Source organism: Hyphomonas sp. (assembly GCF_036964145.1).
In the GTDB taxonomy this organism is placed as follows: domain Bacteria; phylum Pseudomonadota; class Alphaproteobacteria; order Caulobacterales; family Hyphomonadaceae; genus Hyphomonas.
In genome coordinates, this window is record NZ_JBALUC010000002.1 from 620,839 (window position 1) to 644,219 (window position 23,381).

Annotated in this window: 26 protein-coding genes; 19 read left to right on the forward strand and 7 right to left on the reverse strand. The window is 61.4% G+C overall.

The window, feature by feature from the left end; all coding sequences use genetic code 11:
- Positions 1-184 precede the first annotated feature (184 nt).
- The 7 genes from V7660_RS07930 (at position 185) to V7660_RS07960 (ending at position 7,401) form a co-directional block, all read left to right on the forward strand.
- On the forward strand, positions 185-1,414 hold the full coding sequence (locus tag V7660_RS07930; protein ID WP_335602538.1) for a sensor domain-containing phosphodiesterase: 1,230 nt from the start codon (positions 185-187) through the stop codon (positions 1,412-1,414).
- Positions 1,415-1,484: 70 nt separating this feature from the next.
- A complete protein-coding gene (locus V7660_RS07935) occupies positions 1,485-1,904 on the forward strand; it encodes a DUF4345 family protein (protein WP_335602539.1) in 420 nt (139 codons plus the stop codon).
- A 20-nt stretch (positions 1,905-1,924) separates the two neighbouring features.
- Positions 1,925-2,884 (forward strand): pseudouridine synthase, encoded by a 960-nt coding sequence (locus V7660_RS07940; protein WP_335602540.1) that lies wholly within the window; start codon positions 1,925-1,927, stop codon positions 2,882-2,884.
- Between the two features lie 19 nt (positions 2,885-2,903).
- Positions 2,904-4,238, forward strand: coding sequence for a cytochrome P450 (locus V7660_RS07945; RefSeq protein ID WP_335602541.1), 1,335 nt, complete (start codon positions 2,904-2,906; stop codon positions 4,236-4,238).
- 9 nt (positions 4,239-4,247) lie between these two features.
- On the forward strand, positions 4,248-5,579 hold the full coding sequence (locus tag V7660_RS07950) for a cytochrome P450 (protein ID WP_335602542.1): 1,332 nt from the start codon (positions 4,248-4,250) through the stop codon (positions 5,577-5,579).
- A complete protein-coding gene (locus tag V7660_RS07955) occupies positions 5,576-6,334 on the forward strand; it encodes an enoyl-CoA hydratase/isomerase family protein (RefSeq protein ID WP_335602543.1) in 759 nt (252 codons plus the stop codon). The genes V7660_RS07950 and V7660_RS07955 overlap by 4 nt, the downstream gene beginning before the upstream one ends.
- Positions 6,331-7,401 carry a DUF2855 family protein gene (locus V7660_RS07960; protein ID WP_335602544.1) on the forward strand — a complete coding sequence of 357 codons (1,071 nt, stop codon included), beginning with the start codon at positions 6,331-6,333 and terminating at the stop codon, positions 7,399-7,401. The genes V7660_RS07955 and V7660_RS07960 overlap by 4 nt, the downstream gene beginning before the upstream one ends.
- A 66-nt stretch (positions 7,402-7,467) precedes the next feature.
- Here the strand turns inward: V7660_RS07960 and V7660_RS07965 are convergent, their stop codons facing one another.
- The 7 genes from V7660_RS07965 to V7660_RS07995 all read right to left on the reverse strand — a co-directional run bounded on the left by V7660_RS07965 (position 7,468) and on the right by V7660_RS07995 (position 14,404).
- Entirely contained in the window at positions 7,468-8,337 is an 870-nt protein-coding gene (locus V7660_RS07965) for an OmpA family protein (protein WP_335602545.1), read from the reverse strand.
- Positions 8,338-8,467: 130 nt separating this feature from the next.
- Entirely contained in the window at positions 8,468-9,760 is a 1,293-nt protein-coding gene (locus V7660_RS07970; protein ID WP_335602546.1) for a metal-dependent hydrolase family protein, read from the reverse strand.
- Positions 9,761-9,774: 14 nt separating this feature from the next.
- Entirely contained in the window at positions 9,775-10,812 is a 1,038-nt protein-coding gene (locus V7660_RS07975) for an alcohol dehydrogenase catalytic domain-containing protein (protein WP_335602547.1), read from the reverse strand.
- 10 nt (positions 10,813-10,822) lie between these two features.
- Complete coding sequence (locus V7660_RS07980; protein ID WP_335602548.1) at positions 10,823-11,734, reverse strand: hypothetical protein; 912 nt, start codon at positions 11,732-11,734, stop codon at positions 10,823-10,825.
- Positions 11,735-11,765: 31 nt separating this feature from the next.
- Complete coding sequence (locus V7660_RS07985; RefSeq protein ID WP_335602549.1) at positions 11,766-13,013, reverse strand: MFS transporter; 1,248 nt, start codon at positions 13,011-13,013, stop codon at positions 11,766-11,768.
- Complete coding sequence (locus V7660_RS07990; protein ID WP_335602550.1) at positions 13,010-14,098, reverse strand: phosphotransferase family protein; 1,089 nt, start codon at positions 14,096-14,098, stop codon at positions 13,010-13,012. The genes V7660_RS07985 and V7660_RS07990 overlap by 4 nt, the downstream gene beginning before the upstream one ends.
- A gap of 156 nt (positions 14,099-14,254) precedes the next feature.
- Positions 14,255-14,404, reverse strand: a complete 150-nt coding sequence (locus tag V7660_RS07995; RefSeq protein ID WP_335602551.1) for a hypothetical protein — start codon at positions 14,402-14,404, stop codon at positions 14,255-14,257.
- Here V7660_RS07995 and V7660_RS08000 point away from each other — a divergent pair.
- From V7660_RS08000 to V7660_RS08055, 12 genes are all read left to right on the forward strand, one after another.
- Positions 14,403-14,984, forward strand: coding sequence for a murein L,D-transpeptidase catalytic domain family protein (locus V7660_RS08000; RefSeq protein ID WP_335602552.1), 582 nt, complete (start codon positions 14,403-14,405; stop codon positions 14,982-14,984). The genes V7660_RS07995 and V7660_RS08000 overlap by 2 nt on opposite strands.
- A gap of 124 nt (positions 14,985-15,108) precedes the next feature.
- Positions 15,109-15,774, forward strand: coding sequence for a hypothetical protein (locus tag V7660_RS08005; RefSeq protein WP_335602553.1), 666 nt, complete (start codon positions 15,109-15,111; stop codon positions 15,772-15,774).
- The gene (locus V7660_RS08010; protein ID WP_335602554.1) at positions 15,771-16,262 is read left to right on the forward strand and encodes a hypothetical protein; all 492 of its coding nucleotides are present in this window, start codon (positions 15,771-15,773) and stop codon (positions 16,260-16,262) included. The genes V7660_RS08005 and V7660_RS08010 overlap by 4 nt, the downstream gene beginning before the upstream one ends.
- Positions 16,259-16,747, forward strand: a complete 489-nt coding sequence (locus V7660_RS08015; RefSeq protein ID WP_335602555.1) for a hypothetical protein — start codon at positions 16,259-16,261, stop codon at positions 16,745-16,747. Before V7660_RS08010 ends, V7660_RS08015 begins: the two co-directional genes overlap by 4 nt.
- Before the next feature lie 7 nt (positions 16,748-16,754).
- Positions 16,755-17,537, forward strand: a complete 783-nt coding sequence (locus V7660_RS08020; protein WP_335602556.1) for a DUF6090 family protein — start codon at positions 16,755-16,757, stop codon at positions 17,535-17,537.
- Positions 17,534-18,280: a hypothetical protein gene (locus V7660_RS08025; RefSeq protein ID WP_335602557.1), complete on the forward strand. Its 747-nt coding sequence runs from the start codon at positions 17,534-17,536 to the stop codon at positions 18,278-18,280. Before V7660_RS08020 ends, V7660_RS08025 begins: the two co-directional genes overlap by 4 nt.
- Entirely contained in the window at positions 18,277-18,990 is a 714-nt protein-coding gene (locus V7660_RS08030) for a hypothetical protein (protein ID WP_335602558.1), read from the forward strand. Before V7660_RS08025 ends, V7660_RS08030 begins: the two co-directional genes overlap by 4 nt.
- Positions 18,987-19,718 carry a hypothetical protein gene (locus V7660_RS08035; RefSeq protein ID WP_335602559.1) on the forward strand — a complete coding sequence of 244 codons (732 nt, stop codon included), beginning with the start codon at positions 18,987-18,989 and terminating at the stop codon, positions 19,716-19,718. Before V7660_RS08030 ends, V7660_RS08035 begins: the two co-directional genes overlap by 4 nt.
- Positions 19,715-20,002: a hypothetical protein gene (locus V7660_RS08040; RefSeq protein WP_335602560.1), complete on the forward strand. Its 288-nt coding sequence runs from the start codon at positions 19,715-19,717 to the stop codon at positions 20,000-20,002. The genes V7660_RS08035 and V7660_RS08040 overlap by 4 nt, the downstream gene beginning before the upstream one ends.
- A gap of 14 nt (positions 20,003-20,016) precedes the next feature.
- Positions 20,017-20,463, forward strand: coding sequence for a hypothetical protein (locus V7660_RS08045; RefSeq protein ID WP_335602561.1), 447 nt, complete (start codon positions 20,017-20,019; stop codon positions 20,461-20,463).
- Positions 20,460-21,161, forward strand: coding sequence for a hypothetical protein (locus tag V7660_RS08050; protein ID WP_335602562.1), 702 nt, complete (start codon positions 20,460-20,462; stop codon positions 21,159-21,161). The genes V7660_RS08045 and V7660_RS08050 overlap by 4 nt, the downstream gene beginning before the upstream one ends.
- Before the next feature lie 324 nt (positions 21,162-21,485).
- Positions 21,486-23,363: an ABC-F family ATP-binding cassette domain-containing protein gene (locus tag V7660_RS08055; RefSeq protein WP_335602563.1), complete on the forward strand. Its 1,878-nt coding sequence runs from the start codon at positions 21,486-21,488 to the stop codon at positions 23,361-23,363.
- Positions 23,364-23,381: the final 18 nt, after the last annotated feature.

Here is a 23,381-nt window from a genome sequence, read left to right on the forward strand (position 1 = left end):
AATGTCGCGACCGCAAGTTTCACGGGGACGAAGTGCCGGAAAATCAAACTCTTACGAAAGTCCGAAGAAACAATGTTGGGCTTCAAAGAAGTCTGGAACGGAGTTTAAGGGACACTGGGATACGGTCGATATGTGTAGCCGGCATGTGTGCCGGTGGGATATTGCAGGCTCAGGGGCCAATCGAATGACCGGATTCACGCTGCCTTCATCGCCATTGGATGGACGTGAAGAAAACTCCCGGCAGGCGATCAACTCTGCATTGAACGCTATTCGCCAGCATTTGGGCATGCCGATTGCCTATGTGTCCGAGTTCGTCGATGGCGAATCCGTTTTCCGCTACGTCGATGCTCCGGGTCTGGAACACCTGATCAAACCGGGTGACAGCCGCGACCTGACCGAAGTCTATTGCCTCCATATCCTGGAAGGCCGCCTGCCGGAACTCATTCCGGATACGTCTCAAAATTCTCTCGCCGAGGCTATGCCGATCACACGGGAAATCCCGATTGGCGCGCATATGAGCATTCCGATCCGGCTGGAGGATGGCACGCCTTATGGCATGTTCTGCTGTCTCGGCCCGGAACCGAACACCAGCCTCAATGAGCGCGACCTCGAAACCATGCGCCTGTTCGCAAACCTTGCCGCCCAACAGATCGACAAGGATTACGCGCAAAGACGGGCGCTTCAGGAAATCCGTGAGCGCATTCTCGAAACGCTCGACACCAGCGCCTTTGCCATTGCCTACCAACCCATTGTCGATCTTGGCCAGATGAAGCCGAGCGGCTACGAGGCGCTCTGCCGCTTTTCCGCAGAACCGTACCGATCACCGGATGTCTGGTTCGACGAAGCCGCGGCAGTGGGCCTTGCCGTCGAACTGGAACTTGCCTCGATCCGTCAGGCTGTCCAACGGATCAGCCAGATTGCCCCCGACCAGTACATTTCCGTCAACGCCTCGCCCTCAACCGTGATCAGCGACCAGTTCGCCGAGACGTTCCTGAAGCTGCCTCTGGACCGTATCCTGCTGGAAATCACCGAACACGCCGTCATCGACGATTATGAGAGCTTCACCAAGGTGTTGCGGCCCCTGCGCCATGCGGGCCTTCGGCTCGCTGTGGATGATGCCGGCGCCGGTCACTCCTCGCTCCGCCACATCGTCCAGCTCAATCCGGATTATGTAAAAGTCGACATGAGCCTGACCCGGAATGTGGATTCAGACCTTGCCCGACGCGCCCTGATCGGCGCGCTCCTGTTCTACACGCGCGAGACCTCCGCCCATATCATTGCCGAGGGCATTGAGACCGAAGCGGAGCTGAATACGCTGAAATTGCTGGGTGTCCGCCGGGGCCAGGGTTACCTGCTCGGACGGCCTTCCCAGGAGATCGCCAAGACGATCGACCTGTACAGCAAGGCGTCCTGACCGCTTTCAAGGCCTGTGCTTTCCGTCAAATCATTCTAGATTGGGGGCGTAACCCCGGAGCACGAGCCTCATGAATATTGGTGAAATCATTTCCCTCGTCACCCTGCTGTTTGGTGCGGTCCTCGGCCTGTCGGCCATGTTCTCCCCGGCTTGGGCCAGCAAGATCGTCCGCCTTGTCGAGGATCCGGACCCGCTGCGTCCCGGCGGCTATTCGGAATTCCGCGCCACCTATGGCGGCCTGTTCCTGTTCTCGCACCTGATGACGGCTGTCCTGATCCTCAATCTCGGCAGCGCCGAGCCGGACATCCTGACCACGCTGGTGGTTCTGCCCTTGGCTGCGGGCTGGATCGGCGCTGGCATCGGACGCCTCATGTCGCTGGTCTTTGACCGCACGAAGAACCGGGAGGCCGGCCTGATCCCGGTCTGGATCCCGATGGAAATCATTCTGGGCCTTGCTATTGCCGCGCCCTTCCTTCAATTCCTGTTCTAGACCTACAGAAAGAAAATCCCATGACGGAGCGTCGAGAGACGGGCCGCCCGCGCCGGAAACCTTCCGGCCCGCGCAAGCAAGCCCCCGCACAGAAATCCCATCGCCCAGCCGAAGAAAAAGACTGGAGCGAAGGCGAACGGATCGCCAAATACCTCGCCCGCGCCGGGGTCGCCTCGCGCCGCGAAGTCGAGCGCATGATCGAAGACGGCAAGATCACGGTGGATGGCGTCAAGCTGACCTCGCCCGCCTTCAAGGTCACCGGCCGCGAAGAGATCCGTGTTGGCCGCAAGACGATCCAGGCACCGGACGCCACCCGCGTCTGGCGCTACCACAAGCCGGCCGGCCTGATCACAACCACGGTCGACCCGGAAGGCCGACGCACCGTCTTTGAAGAACTGCCAAAATCCCTGCCCCGCGTCGTTACCGTCGGCCGGCTCGACCTGAACACCGAAGGCCTCTTGCTGCTGACCAATGACGGGGCGCTCGCCCGCGCGCTGGAACTGCCGAAGAATGAGCTTGAACGCACCTATCGCGTGCGGGCCAAGGGCACAGTTACCGATTACAAGATCGCAGAACTCGCCGAGGGCATCACAGTTGATGGCGTCGACTATAAGCCCATCACCGCCGTGTTCGACCGCGAGACCGGCGCAAACAGCTGGCTGACCGTTACCCTGTCCGAAGGCAAGAAACGCGAAGTCCGCCGCGCGCTGGAAGCGGTGAACCTGATGGTGAACCGGCTGATCCGTGTCCAGTACGGCCCCTTCCTGCTGGATGATTTGCGCCCCGGCGCGGTCGAGGAAGTCCCGGCTGACCTGCTGCAACAGGCCATTGGCCATCTGATGACCAATGAACACGCGGCTCGCCCGCCCGAACTCGCTCGCCCCACCCGTGGGAGTGGAAAGCCTGCCCCGAAGTCACGCCTTGGCAAGGGCCCGGCATCGGCTAGAGTCGGCACGAGGAAACGCAAACCAAAAAAATAAAACAAATACGGAGAGGAATATGGCTGAAACTGCCCTTGCCACGCCGCCCGAGACCAAGATGGACCGGGGCCGGACAATGAGCGCCGCAGCAGAGGCCACTCGTAACCTCATCGTGGACCCGGCCATCTATGCCGATCCGGACCAGCTGGATGCTGCCTTCCGCAAACTACGCGCCGAAGACCCGGTCGCCTGGTGCGAGCCGGAAGGGTATCGTCCCTTCTGGGCGCTCACCAAGCATGCCGACATCATGGAAGTCAGCCGCCAGAACAAGTTGTTCACCAATGGCGAACGGGAGATGCTCTCCTATGAAGACGCCGAAAAAGGAGTCTACGCCCAGATGGGCGGTCCGCACCTCCTGAAAACCCTCGTCCAGCTCGACGACCCGCTGCATTTCAAGCTGCGTCACCTGACCCAGGAATGGTTCATGCCGCAGAACGTGAAAAAGCGCGAAGACGACATCCGCCAGATCGCGAAGAAATATGTCGACCGGATGGAAGACCTTGGCGGCGAATGCGACTTCCAGCGCGATGTGGCGCTCTATTATCCGCTGCGCGTCATCATGCAGATTCTCGGCGTACCGGAATCCGACGAGCCGATGATGCTGAAGCTGACGCAGGAAATCTTCGGCGCGCAGGACGAAGATCTGATGCGCGACAAGACGCTTGCCGAACAACAGGATGTCGAAAAGGGCCTCGCCTCGATCAACGAGACACTTGCCGAATTCTTCATGTACTTCACAGGCATCACGGCTGACCGCCGTGCCAACCCGAAAGACGATGTCTCCACCGTCATCGCCAACGGCATGGTGGACGGCGAACCGATCGGCCAGCTGGAAGCGATGAGCTATTACATCATCGTCGCGGCCGCCGGCCATGACACGACCAGCGCCTCAACCGGCGGCGGTGTGCTCGGCATGCTGCAGAATCCGTCCGAACTGAAGAAGATGATGGATGACCCGAAAGCGGTCTCCCGCACCGCCACGGACGAAGCCATCCGCTGGACCACGCCGGTCAAGCAATTCATGCGCACCGCGCATGAGGATTACGAACTGCGTGGCCGCAAGATCCTCAAGGGCGAAAGCCTGCTGCTCTGCTACCCGTCCGGCAATCGCGACGAAGACGTGTTCGACGATCCGTACACATTCGACATCTCCCGCAGCCCGAACAAGCTCATCTCGTTCGGTCATGGCGGCCATATGTGCCTCGGCATGCACCTCGCCCGGCTTGAGATGCAGGCCATCTATGAAGAACTCTTCTCCCGCCTGAAATCCATCGAACTGGCAGGCGACCCGACCTTCATCAAGGCAAACTTTGTCGGCGGGCCGAAATCCATCCCCGTGAGGTACAAATTCTAGGAGCGCTCCATGCCACTACAGAACGTGACCGACACTTATCAGGTCGATACCCCGCCACGGCCGCCCAAGCACACGCCCATCCATGATTTCGCCCCGCCGGTCGACCTGACCGACCCGACCGTCTTCTCGTCGCGCGGCGGTTACACGCATGAAGCCTTTGCCGAAATGCGTGAAAAAGCCCCGGTCATGTGGCATCCCGAACAGGTTGGCGCGGGTTTCTGGGCCGTCGCCTCTTACGACCTCGTCAAACAGGTCGAGCTGGACCCGGCCTCTTATTCCTCGCAACGCGGCGGCATCCTGATGACCTATGGCCAGGAAGACACGCCCCGCCACCCGCTGCTTCATTCGTCGAGCCTCAACAGCCTGATCAATCTCGACCGGCCCTATCACACCACGCTCCGCATGGAGCATATGCAATTCTTCCGGCCCGGTTTCGTGGCCGAACTCAAGAAGCGCGTCGACGTCCAGGTCAATCTGCTCCTCGACGCGATGGAGAAACAGGGCCCGGTGGTCGATATGGTGGAAATGTTCTCCGCCGAACTGCCGCTCTTCACGCTATGCGAAATTCTCGGCGTGCCCGCAGAGGACCGGCCGAAGCTCGTCCACTGGATGCATTTCCTCGAAAATTCGCAATACCAGGCCCAGCAGGAAGGTCTCGGCAATGTCACGCCGGAACAGATGATGGCCTTCATGTCCGAGATCCAGGCCATGTTCGACTATGGCCGCCACATGCTGGCCAAGCGCCGCGAGAACCCGCAGAACGACCTCCTCTCCGCCATCGCCAATGTCGAAATCGACGGCAAGCCGCTCAGCCCGGAATTCCTTGACGGCTCGTGGCTGCTGATCGTCTTCGCCGGCAATGACACGACCCGTAACTCCCTCTCCGGCACAATGCGCCTGCTGACGGAATTCGCGGACCAGAAGGCCAAGCTGATGGCGAATGAGGAATTGTTCCCGAACTTCGTCCATGAATCGATCCGCATGGTCAGCCCGGTCACCTATATGCGTCGCACCGCAACGACCGAGACCGAACTGGGCGGTCAGCCCATCGCCGAGGGCGACAAGGTGGTCATGTATTACGCCGCCGCAAACCGCGACCCGGCGAAATTCCCGAACCCGAACCAGTACGACATCACCCGCGAGAATGCGAAGGAACACCTCTCCTTCGGTCACGGCCCGCATGTCTGCCTCGGCCAGCGCGTCGCCAACATGCAGCTCGACTCGGCCTACCGGAACATCCTGCGCCGCTTCCCGGACATCAAATGGACCGGCGAGCAGACCCTCGCGCCCAGCAATTTCGTCCACGCCATTTCCAGCCTGATGGTGGATCTCGGCACATGACCGCGCCGCTGGTCACGCGTCAGGACAAGGATGGCCTCGCCACCCTGACTCTCAACCGGCCGGACAAGCTGAACTCGCTCACCGTCGCCATGTTTCGCGAATTGCGCCGCCATGTGCTGGACCTGCAATCCGACGATACCATCGGCTGCGTCATCCTGCGCGGGGCCGGCAAATGCTTCTCGGCAGGCCATGACCTTGGCGACATTGCCGAAGGCGAGAAAGTGCCCTCGCCCGGCTGGCATTCGGAGACGCTGCGCCTGATGGAGCGCCTGCCCAAGCCCGTCATCGCGGCGGTGCATGGCCATTGCTATACCGGCGCGCTGGAAGTCGCCCTCGCCGCCGATTTCATCCTTGCCGCCGAAAGCGCCCGTTTCGGCGATACTCATGCCAAATGGGCGCTCACCCCGATTTGGGGCATGAGCCAGCGCCTGCCGCGCCGCGTCGGGGTGGCGACCGCCAAGCGCCTGATGTTTACCGCCGACATGATCCGCGCCGACGAAGCCTTCCGCATTGGCCTCGTGGAACAGATCGTGCCAGACGCCGACTTCGAGGCCGCCTGTGAGGATCTCGCCCGCCGCATTCTCGCGAATTCGCCCTTCTCCCATGCCGCCAACAAGCGCCTGCTCGAAGCCACCGACGCGCGCGACATGGACAGCGGCCTGCAATGGGAGATACTCAATTGCGAAGGCGTCGGACCTGACATGCAGGACCGAATCGCGGCCTTTACGGGCAAGAGCAAGAAAGCGAAGACATGAGTGATTTCCTGATCCGCCGTGATGATTTGCGCGATACGCGCTGGCTACCCGCAGACCTGCCTGTCCTCGGCGACAATGCCGTTCGGCTCCAGGTCGACAAATTCGCCCTGACGGCCAACAATGTCACCTACGCCACCTTTGGCGAGCAGATGCAGTATTGGAATTTCTTCCCCACCTCCGATGCCAGCTTTGGCCGTGTGCCGGTCTGGGGCTTCGCCACAGTCATTGAATCCCATGTGGACTTCATCAATGAGGGGGATCGTTTCTATGGCTACCTCCCCATTTCCGAACATTTCGACGTCGAGCCGGTCAGCGTTGGCGCGCATGGCTTCCTCGATGGCGCGGCCCATCGCCAGGGCCTGCCACCGATCTACAACACCTACATCAATACCGCTGGCGACCCGTCCTATGATGCGGCGCTCGAAGACCAGCAAATGCTGTTCCGTCCGCTCTTCACAACCGGCTGGATGATTGATGACTGCCTGATGGAGACCGGCGATCCGGTGCCGGAAACGGTCGTGATCTCGTCCGCCTCCTCGAAAACCGCGATGGCGCTGGCGCATTGCCTGAAAATCCGCGGCGGTGTCGATACGGTCGCGCTGACCTCGCCCGGCAACAAGGACTTCCTCGAAAATACCGGCCTCTATGGCCGCGTTCGCACCTATGACGATGCCGACCGCCTGCACGCGCGGGGGCTCACCGCCTTTGTGGACTTCCTCGGCCGCCCGACCCTGACGGCCGATGTTCACAATGCCCTCAAGGATCGGCTCGTGCGCAGCCTCGTCATCGGCGTGACCGATTGGGAAGGCGACCGCTCGCCCATTGCCCTGCCGGACCCGCAACCGGAATTCTTCTTCGTGCCGACCTATGCCGCCGACCGCGCGGCCACGCTGGGCGGGGCCGAAATCAATCGCCGGCTCGGCGCGGCGCTGAAAAGCTTCTATACTGCCTCGACCGACTTCGTGACGCCCCGCCATGCGAAAGGGCCGGAGGCCATCGCCAAGGCCTGGGCCCAGACGGTCGATGCCAAGGTCAGCCCGTCCGAAGGCCTGATCCTCTCGGTCTGACCCCCAGAATGACAAAAGCCCCCGCTGCGGCCAAACAGCGGGGGCAGGTCGCACACCTGGAGCGCTCTAGCGGCGTTCCGAGACCAGAAATTCCATGCGGCGGTTCTTTGCCCAGGCTTCATAGGTTTCCGCCCGGTCCAGCGGACGGGACTCGCCATAGCCCTTCGCGATCAGCGCCTCGGCATCCACGCCACGCTCAATCATGTAATCGCGCACCGCGTCCGAGCGCTGTTGCGAGATGACTTCATTATACTGGTTCGAGCCACGTGAATCCGTGTGGCCCCCAATCTCGATGGCATAGGCATCACACAGCAGCGCCACCCCGGTCAGCGCGTCCAGCAAGCGTTCGCTGGTCGGCGAGACAATGGCGAGATTGCTCTGGAACATGATGGAGCGTCCGGCCATCGTGGTGTTGAAAGCGGTCTGGCATCGGCCCGCGCTGGCCTCACCATCGGTCAGGGTGGCCAGCGCTTCACCCACGCCCCGCTCGCCCTCTTCGACGGCAATGCCATCAACGACCAGCGTCACATCGGACGCGACCTCTTCATTCTCCTCAAGCGCCGTCTGCCCTACCAGGAAACCCTGCTCCTTGGCCGCCGGGTCCGGGGCAAGCCCGGTCACCACAGCCACGGGCCCGCTGACATGCAGGCCCATCCACGGAAGGCCCGCATCCGGGAAGGTGCGCTCCAGATCGGTCACCCAGGCGGCACTTGCAGGGCGCGTATCCGCCCTCGCAGGAAGGGCCGGTGGCGGCGCGCTGGACACGACAAAGCTTGTCCCGTCCCAGTAATAATCGCCCTCGGCAAGTTGGACGCACTGGACCTGGTCATTCGTTGCCGCCTTGGCCGGGGCGTCGGCTGTCTCGCCGCCACAGGCCGCCACGCCAAGCAGCGCAGCCCCTGCAAGGGAACAGGCAAGAAATCGATCAGGTCTCATACAACTCACTCTGGTAACTCACTGTGGTCTTGCGACGGTCCCGCCCCGCATGAATAGACATTCCGCCAAGTCTCCGGCGATTGACGGGGATTGTCAAAACGCTTCGCGGCTCAGGCGAAGTCCGACCGGGTCACTGCGCCTGCTTGTAGACGGTTCCGCCCTTCATCACGAAATCCACATCCTGCAATTCGGTGATGTCCTGCAACGGGTCACCCATGACCGCAATGATGTCGGCATGCTTGCCCGCCGTGATCGTGCCGATGACGTCCGCCATCTCGACATGTTCGGAGGCCACCACGGTCGCTGCGCGGATGGCCTCTTCCGGCGTGAACCCGGCCTCCACCATCAGCGCGAATTCCTGCGCATTGTCGCCATGCTTGGACACGCCCGTATCCGTGCCGAACGCCACCGTGACCCCGCCCTCATGCGCACGGCGCAGCATGTCGAGCATCAGCGGTCCGACGACCGCCGCCTTCTCGCGGCTCGGCGCCGGCAGCCAGGGCTCGTTGACCCAGCCCGTCACCGTTGCCCCGGCCAGCACCGTCGGCACCAGCACCGCGTCATACTCCTTGAACAGGGCAATGGTTTCATCATCGGTATAGGTGCCGTGTTCAATGGAATCGATGCCGGCCTTCAGCGCGGACACGATGCCGCCCTTGCCATGCGCATGCCCGGTCACCTTCCGGCCCATCGAATGCGCCGTTTCAATGATCGCGACCAATTCATCATCCGTGAACTGCTGTTCCAGTCCGGCGCGCGTGTTTGACAGGACACCGCCTGTCGCCGTGATCTTGATGACGTCCGCACCTTCCTTGATCTGCTGACGCACGGCCCGGCGGCAATCATCCGCGCCATTGCAGATATTCTTGCCGGTGAACATCGCCATGACAGCTGGCGAATAGCCATTGATGTCGCCATGCCCGCCGGTCACACTGATCGCCTGGCCTGCGGCCCGGATACGCGGCCCCGGCACATTGCCTTTGGCAATCGCATCGCGCAGGCCGAAGATCGCATCATTCGCCGCGCCGACATCCTGCACCGTGGTAAAGCCGGTCAGCAGCGTCTTGTAGGCAAAGCCCGCGCCATCGAAGGCCGCATCCACATCCGTGTCCTCGAACGCCTTGATCCGTTCGTTCGGTCCGTTCTCGCCGGTGATGTGAACATGGCTGTCGATCAGGCCCGGCAGGACATACGCCTCTTTGAGATCAATCAGCTCGGCGCCGCGCGGCGCGCTTTTGTAGCCCGCTTCGATCGAGACGATCTCGCCATCCTCGACCGTGATGGTCTGGCGGGTCAGGTAGCCTTCTCCCGGCTCGGCCAGCACATGCCCCGCATGGATCAGCGTCGTCTCGGCCATTGCCGCGCCGCTCATCACGGTCGCCAGCGCCGCGCTCGCGGCCAGTTTGGTCATCATCGAAGTCATCAGGTCAGCCTCCATCAGGGTGTCAGGATCATTTTCATTGCGCCGTTCTCGCGCGCGTCAAACATGCGGTATGCCTCTGCCCCCTCCGACAGGGGCATATGGTGAGAAATGGTGCGTTCCGGGGTCAGCTTGCCCGCCTGCACCAGAGGAATCAATTCCGGCCAATGCTGCGGCACCGAACAGGTGCCCGTCCGGAAGGTCAGATTCTTGATAAAGGCGAGCGCCATCGGGAATTTGAAATCCATCGTCTGGTTCACGCCGATGCAAGAGAGCGTGCCCGCCGCCTTTGCCAGTTTCAGCGACAGATGGATCGCCGGGTCTGCCCCGACGCATTCCACGACGCTGTCGCACATCCGGCCTTTGGTCTGTTCCGCGATCACGGCCTTGGCCTCACCCGCGTCCAGCGCAATTGCGCCCATCGCCTCGGCCATGGCGCGCCGCTCCGGCACGAGGTCGATCGCGTAGACTTTCGCCGCGCCCATCAGGAATGCGCCCTCCACGGCCATCAGGCCAATCGGGCCGCACCCGACCACGGCGACCGTCGCGCCGGGATGAATGTCCGCGCCCTTCAGGCCATGCCACGCTGTCGGCAAATTATCCGTCAGCAGAACGGCCTGGTCATCGCTGATCCCGTCCGGAATGCGCGCCAGCCCGAAATCCGCGACCGGCACCATAGCATATTCGGCCTGAACGCCCTGCAGGCCGGGGCCGAGCCCATAGCAACGCCCGCCATGTGTGTCGCATTCATTCATGTTGCCGGACATGCAGGGCACGCACGCGCCGCAGCCCACGGCGGCCGAGATCATCACCCGGTCGCCTGCGCGAAAACGCGACACGCCGCTGCCCGTCTCGACAATCTCGCCGACGGCTTCATGGCCGACGCAGTAGCCGGTCTCATCGCTGAAGCCGTGCCCCTGATAGATGTGCAGGTCCGACCCGCAGATGCCGCACGCCGTCATCTTCACAATGGCGCTGCGCGTGTCTTCCGGCTTCAGCTCAGGCGCCTCGCCATAGGCAATGTCGCGCGTGCCCTGATACAGCAATCCCTTCATGCGATCCTCCTCAGGCCGGCAACCGGTCGGCAGGATAATGCGGATAGCTCGCTTTCATCACGCCATGATTCAGCAGCATTTCGGCGACCTGCTTTTCGCCCGCCGCATCGAAGAAACGCGTGCGGACCCAGTAATTCTCGACCCGGCGGCTTTCCGACAGCGCCACGACTTCCCGGCGCAACACATAGGTCTCACCGACCAGCAAAGGCCCCTCAATCATGCGGATTTCCAGATCGGCAAACAGGCCAATCGCCGGCTGCTTGACACCAAATGCGGAATTCCGGTTGGAATAATTGCCCAGCACACTGACCATCTCCAGCGGCACGATGGGCTTGCCCCACTTGCCTGCCGATCCGTCGGAATAGACATCCATCGGCTCGGTAATGACCTTCAGCTTGTCGGCCAGCGAGAAGGGATAGAGATTTCCCATATGCTGGTCAGGCCCCATCGTGACCACTTCGTCCGCCGCGCCGGTCATGCCGACATGCAGATCCGCGAGGATCACGAGATCGCCTGCCGGGCGCAGCTTCGCCATGCGCGCCTCCAGCAAGGTCTCGCCATGATCCGGCCCGATGGAGGCGCTCGCCTCCAGCACCGGCGTACCATCCTCCTTGAAGGCCCGGCACATCGTCCGCGTCTCGCCGGCGGCCGGCCGGTCAACTTCGACCCGCACCTTCTCGCCCTCGAACACCATGTTCAGGAAGTGGCTGGAGAAACAGCCCCGCTCGAACCAGGCATCACCCCAGATCTCTGCCAGGCACGGCACGAATTGCGAGAAATGCGTCGGGCCCTCGATTGGCCCCGCCTTGATGCCCAGCCGTTCGGCTTCGGAATCATCATGCAGGCTCTTGTGTCCGCCATAGGATTGCTCTTGCAGCATCTGGGCGGGCGCGCGCAGCGGCCCCTTGAGCGTCTCAGTCATTGTCGGTCTCTCCCTCGTCAGTCTCGGTCTCTTAGGTCTCAGCGTCGGTATCGCGCGGCCGTTTCGGATCCAGCCTGACAGAAATCAGGGCCAGCGTCAGCAGGATTGCCGACATGACCAGCGCAAGCGTCGCCGTGCCGTGCCAGCCCCAATGCTCATACACCGACGTCGCGCCCCAACTCGCCAGCCCGCCGCCGGTGAACATCAGCACGATATATGCCGTCATCAGGCGCGTGCGCACGTCCGGGGGCTGGGTCAGGAAAGTCATGCGCCCGGTCACATCCACCAAGGGCCCGACCACATTCATCAACATCAGCGGCACCAGCAATAGCCACAGGCTGTGCCCGAACACGCCGAGCAGGCAGACGCCGGAAAACTGGATCAGCGCCACAAAAGCCCGCAAGCGCCGCGGCCCGATCCGGTCGGCCCATTTTCCGAAGAAAGGCGTGGTGAAGACATTCATCAGCGACAGCGCCGCCAGATAGCCCACCGTATCGGCGCCATAGCCCATTTCCGGGCTGGTCAGGTAGAGGCCCAGCCCCAACCAGACCGCCAGGAAGATGCCGAAGCCCAGCCCCTGAATGGTCCCCGACAACAGGACTTCCGGATGGCGGCGCACGACGGGGAACACCGACACGACCAGCCGCAGATAGCTGCGCCCCGACCGCGACTCGTCCCGTTTCTGGCGCTCGTCCATGATCTGCGGCAGCAGCAGCGTCACCGCGCCCATCAGGGCTGCCGCCACATAATAGACCGTCCGCCAGCCATAATGCTCGCCCAGCCAGCCGCCGCCGACCCGCGCGACCAGGATCCCCGCAATCACGCCCGTCGTCAGCATCGCCGTGGTCTGGCCGAGGCGGCGCACCGAGACACGTTTCGAGGCATAGGCCGGCAACAGGTAAGGCGTGATGGTCGAGAAACCGAGAAAGGTGGAGCCCGCCACAAACAGGCGGAAATCCGTTGCGAGCGCCATTGCGACAAGACCGAGGAACTGGCCCGCCGCAAACACGGTTGCCAGCCGCCGGTTCGAGAACCGGTCGCCCAGCGGCAACAGCAGGAAAATACCGAGCGCCAGCGCAATCTGGTTGAGCGCGGGCACCAGCCCGATCTCCGACGGCGACACGCCGAAATCCTCCGCCACCAGCGCGATGATCGGATGGATATAATAGGCGTTCGCCGTCACCACCGCGCTGGCCAGCGTCAGCAGCCAGATGTCGCGGCGGCCCAGTTGCCGGTACTCAGATCCGCTGCCCGGCGGGCCGGACGGCGCAGACCTCATCCGGGCATCCCGGCGCGGCGGGCAAAGTCGGCGGCAAATTTGGCCAGCGGCACGACGCGCGCCGCATTCGATTCCGCATTGGCGCTGTTGGCGGTGCCATCGCGCACGCGGCCAATGATGCCCTGCAGAATGCCGGCAAGCCGGAAGCCATTATAGGCGAAGTAATAGTCGAGTTCCGGCAGGCCGTCGCGGCCGGTATGCTTGCAGTACATGTCGACATATTCGTCCATGGTCGGAATGCCCCAGGCCTCCAGATCGTCAATCGCCATGATCGAGCCGCGCGAGGTATCCCCTGGTGGCATCACCCAGTTCATCAAATGATAGGAGAAATCGGCCAGCGGATCGCCCAGCGTGCAGAGTTCCCAGTCCAGCACCGCGATCACTTTCGGCTCGGTCGGATGCAGCACCATATTGTCAAGGCGATAGTCGCCATGCACGATCGTGGTCTTGTCACCGGCCGGGATGTTCTTCGGCAGCCATTCGATCAGCTGTTCCATCTCAGGAATGTGAATCGTCTCAGATGCCTTGTACTGTTTTGTCCAGCGATGGATCTGACGGGCCACATAGTCGCCTTCCTTGCCAAAGCCTTCGAGCCCGGCGGCGCGCCAGTCAACATTATGGAGATCGGCAAAGGTCTTCACCTTCGCCTCATAGATCGCGCGGCGCTCGGCCGGCTCATAATCGGGCAGCGTGCCATCCCACAGGATGCGACCTTCCACCATGTCCATGATATAGAACATCGTGCCGACGACGCTCTCGTCCGTGCACAGGCCATACGGTCGTGCCACCGGATAGCCGAGCGGGTAGAGCGCGGAAATCACGCGATATTCCCGGTCCACGGCGTGCGCGCTTGGCAACAGCTTGCCCGGCGGCTTGCGACGCATGACATATTTCTTGTTCGGCGTGACCAATTGGTAGGTCGGGTTGGACTGGCCACCCTTGAACTGACGCACTTCCAGCGGGCCTTCATAGCCCTCGACATTGGCGTCCATCCATGCGGCGAGCTTCGCCTCATCGAATTTGTGCGACTCGACCACAGGCTTGGTGCCTGTGAACAATTCTGCAGCGGATTCTCCCTCGGCCATTTTCTGCCCTCTTTTGTTCAACTTTTCCTGTCATACCATACTCACGGCTTACGCGACGCCAAGGCCTTCCGCGACGTCCGCACCGGCCAGTTCACATGAAAGGTTCGCACCGTGCGAAAAATGGAGACCCTTGCCACGGCCCTCGCTCTGCTCAGTTTAGCCATGCTCACCCTGGCGGCAATTCTGGTCGTCATCCTTGTCCGCGAAATCGCCCTTGTCTTCCAGCATCTCAAGCGTACCCTTCATCTGTCCGACCGCCCGGCTCAAAGCCATCTTGTTCACACGCTCGAAAGCCCGATTGTCCATGTCCCGCTACCTGATCCTGCTCTGCCTCTGTTTCCTGCCCTTCCAGGCCCGCGCGGCCGAGATTGACCCGGATCGTCTGATCCGGCCCGAATTGCTGGGCAAGGCCGTCAAGGCGATGAGCCGGCATGCCGATCTCACCCATTCGCGCCAGCTGGTCGTGGTCGATTACAGCCTTCATTCCGCCAGGGAACGGCTCTTCATTGTCGATCTCGATACCGGCCTCGTCTCCGCTTACCGGACCACGCACGGCCGGGGCTCCGACAAGGATCATGATGGCTACCTCGATGCCTTCTCCGATGTGCCCGGCTCCTCGGCGAGTCCGCAAGGCGCCTATCTCACGGCCGAGGAATATTACGGCAAGCATGGCCGCTCGTTGCGTCTCGATGGCCTCGACAAGACCAATGCCAATGCCCGCCGCCGCGCCATCGTCATCCATTCCGCCGCCTATGCGGAACCTGCGATGATCGAAAACTATGGACAGCTCGGGCGCTCCAATGGCTGCATCGCCTTCTCGCGCGCCGACCTCGACACCTTCATGACCCTCGTCCCGCAAGGCACGCTGATATACGTGGGGCGCTAAGCCTCCCGGAAAACCCTTGTCACCCCCCATTCGCGGCCTAAAGTGCCCGACTGGGGGACGAAAACATGCTGGCAGACGATACGTCTGATCATCCTGGGACAAATTGTGCGAGGCGGGACGTCTCGTGAAACGTCCGTCCATACTCTCCCGTCTGCGGCGCAAGCCAGCGCGTGTTGATACACCGCCCCTACCGCCCGTCGCGACATCCCCGACAGTGCCACCCGCCGCGCCGCGCCCCGCCCCGCTGGAGCGGCTCAATCGCTGGCTGACCCTCGCCGCCAATGTCGGCGTCCTGCTGGGCCTTGCCGTCCTGATCGTGGAAGTTCGCCAGAACGCGGCTCTGACGCGCGCGGCGATGGACCAGCAGAAGAATGATTTGCTGGCCCAGATCGAGTTCAACATCGCCAGGCCGGAGATGTCGGCCATCTGGGTCAAGGCGATCCGTACACCGGAAGCCTTGAGCGACACCGAGAACCAGGCGGTTGGCAGCGTCCTCGTCGCGATCATGCTGCAATGGGACCAGATGTTCATGATGCGCGATGCCGGGCTGATCTCGGACGAGCGCGTGCGCCAGCATATCGCGAACACGGCCCCTTTCTATTTCGGATCGCGGTTTGCCAAACACTGGTGGGCGCTGCAGGCGCCCGGCTGGGAAGGCACGGCGATGCAAAGGGACGCCGCGCCGATCATCGCCGCCCTCGATGAGGATTTCCTCGTCGGGTACTTGGACGCACTGAAATTACCGGCAGAAGCGGCGGCCGACGAAACAGATGAGGGGGCACAGGAATGACGCTGGAGCAGCTCTATTTCGTTGCCGGAATTGTCTCGTCGGTTGCGGTGATTGCGTCGCTGATCTTCGTCGGTTTCCAGCTGAGACACTCTGCCGACCAGCAGCGCATCGCGGCGGCGGTTGGCTATTATGACATCTTCCGCGACCATATGAAGATCCTCAGCGAAGCCGGGATGGTCGATCTGTTCCTGCAGGGCCTGGAAACAGATCCCCAAAAGTTTGAGGCCACTGACAGGACGCGGCTCAACGTCTTCTACACAATGGTCACACGCGGCTATCAGGTGATGCATTACCAGGCCCGCAAGAAGGTCTTCGAGGAAGACTTCTGGCTGCATTCGCAAAACCATTTTCGCGACCATCTGGCTTCCAAATATTATCAGGGGTTCTGGAAGGCGCGGCGCCACCACTTCCCGCCCGGCTTCCGCGACCTTGTCGACGGGCTGATCAAGGCTGGCCCGACAGCGCCACTGCTGGAGATGGAGCCATGACTCTCGAACAGATCGCCCTTATTGCGCAGATCATTGGTGTGGCCGTTGTGGCTGGAACGCTGATTTACCTTGCATTGCAGGTTCATCAGGGGGCGCAGCAGATGCGTTCCGAAGCCCGTCAGGCGCAGCTCACCTATGACCAGACCGGCGTCTACAAATTCGTCGATTTCCCGGAACTCGGCCGCATTTTTTCGCAAACCGAAACACCCAGCTTCGAGGAAAAGACCAAGCTGTTTTTCTGGATGATCGGCCAGATGCGGGCGCGCGAGTATGAATGGCTACAATACCAGAACGGCGCGATCACGAAGGAGTCGTGGGAGACGTATCAGGGTGTGATCTACTTCGTCCTCGGCACGCCGCGCGGACGGGCGCTGTGGCAGCTCTGCCGGGGCTATTTCAATGCCGGGTTCGCGGACATGGTCGACGGTATGGTGAATGATACGCCGCCGATTGATCTCTGGGACCAGCTACAGGCTGTGGAGTAGACTGACCATGATCCTCCGGCGCCTGACCAGACATGTCAAAGACCAGAACTGGTTCGCGGTGGGGCTGGATTTCGTCATTGTGGTGACGGGTGTGTTCATCGGCCTGCAGGCGTCGAACTGGAACGACGATCGCGAAACGCGCCAGCGCGCGGTCGTGTTCAGCGAGCGCCTGACGCAGGACCTGCGCTATGAAGCTTGGGCCTATGAATACCTGATCGCCTACAATCGGGACGTCCGCGCCGGAGCGAAGGCTGCGATCGACGCACTGTCGGGCACGGGGCACTTGTCTGATGAGCAATTCCTGGTCAGCGCCTATCGCGCGACCCAGTACAAATACATGGACCGGAACCGTGCGACGTTTGACGAGCTGATCTCGACTGGCGATATCGGGCTGATCGCGAGTGATAAGCTTCGAGCGACGGCCGTCTCTATCTACACGACGACGCTTATCGATGTGATTGCCGACGAGGGGCGTGAGGCGCCCATAAGGACACTGTTCCGGCGCCGCGTGCCTGCCGATGTCCAGCAGGCGCTGCTTGAAAAGTGCGGCGACCGGTTCGCACCGACTGGCGACTATGATGCGATCATCGGCTCGCTGGCCTATCCATGCGAGCTGGGGCTTGCGCCGGATGCCATCGCCGCTGCCGCCACGCTGTTACGCACTGACGCAGAAATTGTGGAAGCGCTGCAGATCCGCTTCGCCGACCTGGAAACCGCGATCACCGATCTCGAAACCGTCAATGCGGACACGCTAAAAAGTCTCCGCACCATCGCAGGCAGAAACCCATGATCCTCCGCCGCCTGACCAGACATGTGAAGGACCAGAACTGGTTTGCGGTGGGGCTGGATTTCGTGATCGTCGTGGTCGGGGTGTTCATCGGTATTCAGGTCGCAAACTGGAATGATGCGCGCGCAGACAGGGGACAGGCGGCTGATTTGATGACCCGCATGGTGTCTGAGGCCACCACAGCGCGCAGCGAAATGTCGCGTTACATAGAGGTCCATCAGGGGATCAGCGATGACGCCGCTCGGTTCGCCCTGGCGCTCAGGGACAAAGAGTCCTGCATGGCCATGAGTGACGAACTGACGATCCTGATTATCAGTATCGCGGATTTTCCGCCGCCACGGTTTTCCCTGGCAAATGCCGAGCAAGCGCTGAATACAGGCAGTCTGTCGCTTATCCGGTCGACCAGTATCCGCGCCAATATTCAGACCATGACGGATGAAATGGGTTTCGTCGATCGCCAGTGGCAACGCTATATCCGCGTAAAACAGGATGCCAACCGGGAAGCGCAAAGAGTGGCCGGGGTTTCGTTGACTGGGCGCAGCGAAATCGTGGTGGTCCCCATGGGTGGCTACGATCCCGGCAGCTATGAATTGCTGACCCCCGGAAAGATTTGCGGGAATACCGAAATCATCGGTCTCGCCGCCAATGTGGCAGTCTTGCAGGCCATCTATGTTGACTATCTGGCACAGGTTGAGAGGGCGCTCGACGACTATCTCGCGACTCTCAGTGAGGAGACCAGCACATGATCCTCCGCCGCCTGACAGACGCCCTGCGCAAGCAGGACTGGTTCACCGTCGTGATCGAGACGCTGATCGTGGTGCTGGGTGTCTTCCTCGGCCTGCAGGTCAATAACTGGAATGAGGCGCGTGCGGCAGAATCGCGCCGGGCCGAGATTATCAGGGCGCTGGCCACCGACCTAAGAGACGCCATCTACGTTCAGGAGCAATTGCAAGTTCGCGTGATCGACACAGGACTTACCGTCTGGCACGCGGCCTACGAACGCGGCGAGCAGCCGGTCCCCTTCTATTTCCGGATTGACGGATCGGACAAGGCCCCCCTCACATGGACAGTGCTACAACAAATGGACATCGCAGGCCTGTTTGATCCGGTCATGCTCTTTGATTTGAACTTCTACTACTCCGAGCAGGACGGCGTAGGGGAAAAATATGTTCGTTATGTAACCTTCGTCGAGACAGAGATCCTGCCCTATGAAAAATCTGACTCAATGCATTTTTATACACCAGACGGAAAATCACTGCGGCCAACATACCAGGCGAACATGGACCGGCTGCGTGAGTATCGGGGCGAGGTCCGGCGCCTTTCAAGCTGGTCTGCCTGTTTGACAGAAAGGCTTGAGTCCGGAAAGGAATTCTCCGCAAGCTGTTTGAGAACCGATCAATCGATACGTGAAGGTTCGCTGCTGAATCAACCCCTGAATCCGGAGATCATCCCATGATCCTCCGCCGCCTGACCACCGCGCTGCGCAAGCAGGACTGGTTCACCGTCGCGGTCGAGACGCTGATCGTCATGTTTGGTGTGTTTCTCGGCCTTCAGGTCAATAACTGGAACCAGGCGCGGTTCGAGCGGGCGGATACCCGGAATGTTCTGGAAAGGCTGGAGCGTGATTTCGAAGTGCAGCTCACGCTCACCAATCGCGGTATTGGCCAGCAAGTCCTGGTGCTCGAAGCAACCAGCCGGCTCATCACGGGCATTCGTACAGGCGACCTCGATGAGCAGACGCTAAACGAAGACCTCGCGCTCGTGGACTCGGTGTCGACGTTCCCCGGACCTTCGGCGGCCTTTCAGGAGCTCGTCTCTACCGGGCGCATGAACCTGATCGCGAATGGCGACTTGCGAGACGAGCTCTATGAGTTCGACAGCTCGATCACCTTTGGTCGCGAAATTTTCAGTGGCTCGTTCACCGCGCCAGTCGATGAGCTGGCACGGGTCCTCTCCAGGGCGAAAACACTGGTTGCACCGGGCACCCCATCCGAGACGTTCGCCCAGATCGGAGCAGTTGAAACAGTCGATCACACGGTCCTGCTAGAGGATCCCGAGATCCATATTGCGTTGCAGAACGCATATCTTATCCAGGACAATTATCACCTATTCCTGATCAGGTACCGTAACCAGATCAAAGACATCCTTGAGCTCCTCGCGGAAGAGCGGGAGCGGGCCTCATGATCCTGCGCCGCCTCACGACCGCGCTGCGCAAGCAGGACTGGTTCACTGTCGTGATCGAGACCCTGATCGTCGTCTTCGGCGTGTTTATTGGTCTGCAGGTGAACAACTGGAACGTGGCGCGCGGCAACCGCGTCGCCGAAGCCGATTTCATGGAACGCCTGCACCCGGATATCGTCAGGGTTGAGCAATCGTCAGAACGGGTTCGTGCACGCAGGGTGTCTGTCGTGAATGATCTTCGTTCAGCGACCGAAGTCATTTTGACGTCGTTGAGCGAGACCGACTGACTCAAGCCGAATGCATGGCGATCGCCACATCTCATTACTACAATATCAACGTCCTCAGTTTGCCCTCGGTCACGGAGCTGACAAATGCGGGGCGCCTTTCCATTATCAGGGACCCGGCGCTACGCGCAGCACTTGTTGACTATGAGCAACGCGTTGAAGCGCTTTTGGCCTATATCGAGAAAGATCACGCCCTGGCGAATAATTTGCTGATGCTCAGACCAGAACTTGTAAAGGTTCAACCGGTCTTTGATGCCGAGCTGGGCGAAATGCAGACGCGACCCGAATGCGACTTGGAAGCCATGAGAGAGGATCGAGCCTTTCTGAATGCGGTGGCCGAAAACCTTGACGCCTATGACGCATACCTGCGCGACGGTTTGCTGCCATGGGACGCCCAGCTTGCTGAGATTCATCGGCTGATCGACAGCGCACTTGGGATAACACATGAGGAGGCGGCACAATGATCCTCCGGCGCCTGACGACCGCGCTGCGCGAGCAGGACTGGTTCACCGTCGTGATCGAAACGCTGATCGTTGTCTTCGGCGTCTTCATCGGTCTGCAGGTCAATAACTGGAATGAGGCCCGCGTCGCGCGCGGTAACGAAGTCCTGCTGCTCGAACGGCTGGAAGAGGATTTCCGCGAAGCGGAAACTGCCATCGCCGTGGCTGCGGCGGAGGCCCAACAGGTTGCCGAAGACACGGGCAGGCTTGTGGAGCTCGTGCGCACCCATGAAACGCCTCCGGACATCGACAATCTTTACCAGCTTCTCCTCGCGCCGGCGCTCACCTCACCCCTGCCCACGGAATCTGCGACATATCTCGAAATGATTTCCACGGGCAGCCTCTCCCAGATCCGGGACGAGCGCCTGAGGCGGGCCCTGACAAGCTATGGACAGAACATCGTCCGGTACGACAACAATTATCAGCGCGCCCTGACGGCGCAGTCCTCGACCACTGCCAGCCCGCTGTATATCGACGCCGTGCGCGTGAACACGGAGCCATCCTCCGCCACCTTCATTGTCGACTATGACTGGGCGGCCCTGCGACAGGCCGAACCCCAGCTCCAGACGATCCTGGTGTTCCAGTACAATCTGGCCAGCATTACCCAGGCACAGCTCGATGAGGTACGCACCATCCTTGCGCTGCTAGCGGAACCGGACTGATCCGGCATCACCCGCACGGCGGGCAAAACATTACCCAAACTTCACCCATCACGAAGGCGTGAGGCCCTTGGCCTCACGGGCAGGCTTCCTAAATCAGTGTGGAGAGAGAGGTTCGCGTTCGCTGCGTTGTCCCCCCTCCCCCAAGAGAGACGCAGCGAACCGCCCGCCATGCCATTTTCAGTTTCCCCCTACTGGTGGCATGGCGGGTCTACTCTCTCATCTCGCCCGCCCGCAAATGCCCGCAATCTGCCCCGGATCGCCCGCATCATCCGATAGCGCACCCGCGCCCTTGCTTTCGCGGGAGTCTCTAGTAGACCGCCGCCCATGCTTACCATTTCAAACCTCGATTTTCAGGTCGAAGCCCGGCCCCTGTTTGAATCTGCCACGGCGCAGATCTCGTCCGGCTGGAAAGTCGGCCTTGTCGGCCGTAACGGCACGGGCAAATCCACCCTGCTGCGCCTGATCCGCGAGGATGTGGAAAACCCGCGCAATGACAGCGCCATCCGCCTGAATACCGGCGCCCGGCTCGGCTGGGTCGCGCAGGAGGTCGAGGCCACCGACGAGACCATTCTGGATGTCGTGCTTGCCGCCGACACAGAGCGCCACGCCCTGATGCAGGAATCCGAGACCGCGACCGACCCGGACCGGATCGGCGAGATCCATGAGCGCCTGCTCGACATTGATGCCTGGACGGCCGAGGCGCGCGCCGCCGAAGTGCTCAACGGTCTCGGCTTTACCACCGCAGACCTTGGCCGCGCCACGAAGGAATTCTCCGGCGGCTGGCGCATGCGCGCGGCGATTGCCGGCGTGCTGTTCTCCCAGCCGGATTTCCTGCTGCTCGACGAGCCGACCAACTATCTCGACCTTGAAGGCGCGGCCTGGCTCGAAACCTATATCAAGAAATATCCGTACACCGTCCTGATCGTGTCGCACGACCGCGAGCTGCTGAACCGCTGTGTCACGCACACAATGGCACTGGAGCATCGCAAGCTCTCGATCACGCCGGGCGGATATGATGACTGGCTGAAACTGCGCGCCGCCAAGCTCGCCCAGCTGGAATCCCAGAAAGCCAAGCAGGACAAGGACCGCGAACATCTGCAGGCCTTCGTGGACCGGTTTCGCGCCAAGGCGTCCAAGGCCCGGCAGGCCCAGTCGCGCATCAAGATGCTGGAAAAGATGCAGGACATCTCCATCCCGGTGGGTGACCGCACGACGCCGTTCCACTTTGCCCCGCCAAAGGACAAGCTTGCCCCGCCCATGCTGGAACTGCGCAATGCCACGCTCGGCTATGGCGAGGATGCAATCATCCTCGACAAGGTCAATCTTCGTCTGGACCCGGACGACCGTATCGCGATTGTCGGCGCCAATGGACAGGGCAAGACCACGCTCGTCAAATCCATCGGCGAGCGCCTGTCCCTGATTGGCGGCGACCGCGTCGTGCCCAAGGCCGTCCGCATCGGCTATTTCTCGCAGGACCAGCTCGACGAACTCTCCGAAGGCGACAGCGTGCTGATGCACGTCCAGCGCATCATGCCGCCCGGCACGCCGCAGGCAAAAGTGCGCGGCGCAGCGGCAGCGATGGGCTTTTCCCATGAGAAGGTCGAAACCAATGTCGAGAAGCTCTCCGGCGGTGAGAAGGTGCGTCTCCTGCTTGGCCTGATGTCCTCGGCGGCGCCGCACATCCTGATCCTTGATGAGCCGACTTCCCACCTCGACATCGACAGCCGCGAGGCGCTGATCTATGCGCTGAACGAATTCCCCGGCGCTGTCCTGCTCATCACCCACGATGTCTATCTCGCCGAGGCCACGGCCGACCGTCTCTGGCTGGTCAATAATGGCCGCGCCGCGCCCTATGATGGCGACCTTGCCGACTATCGCGCACTCGTCATGAAGGCCGACCGCGACGACACCAAGGGGGCAAAGCCTGCCAAACAGGCCAAGTCCGCCGCGCCCAAGGAAACCTCTCCCGAAGAGAAGAAACGCCTCAGCGCCCTGAAGAAAACCGCACGCGACGCCGAAGACCGCCTCGAAAAGGCCAATACCGCCATCGCGAAGATCGACGCCAGGCTCGCCAGCGGCAATCCGTCCACGGACGAACTCGAAAAACTCCTGAAAGACCGCGCCACCCACGCCGCCAAGGCGGAATCCGCCGAAACCGAGTGGATGGACGCTGCGGAAAAACTGGAAGCGGCGGAAGGGTAGGCGCTTTTGCCTCCCCTC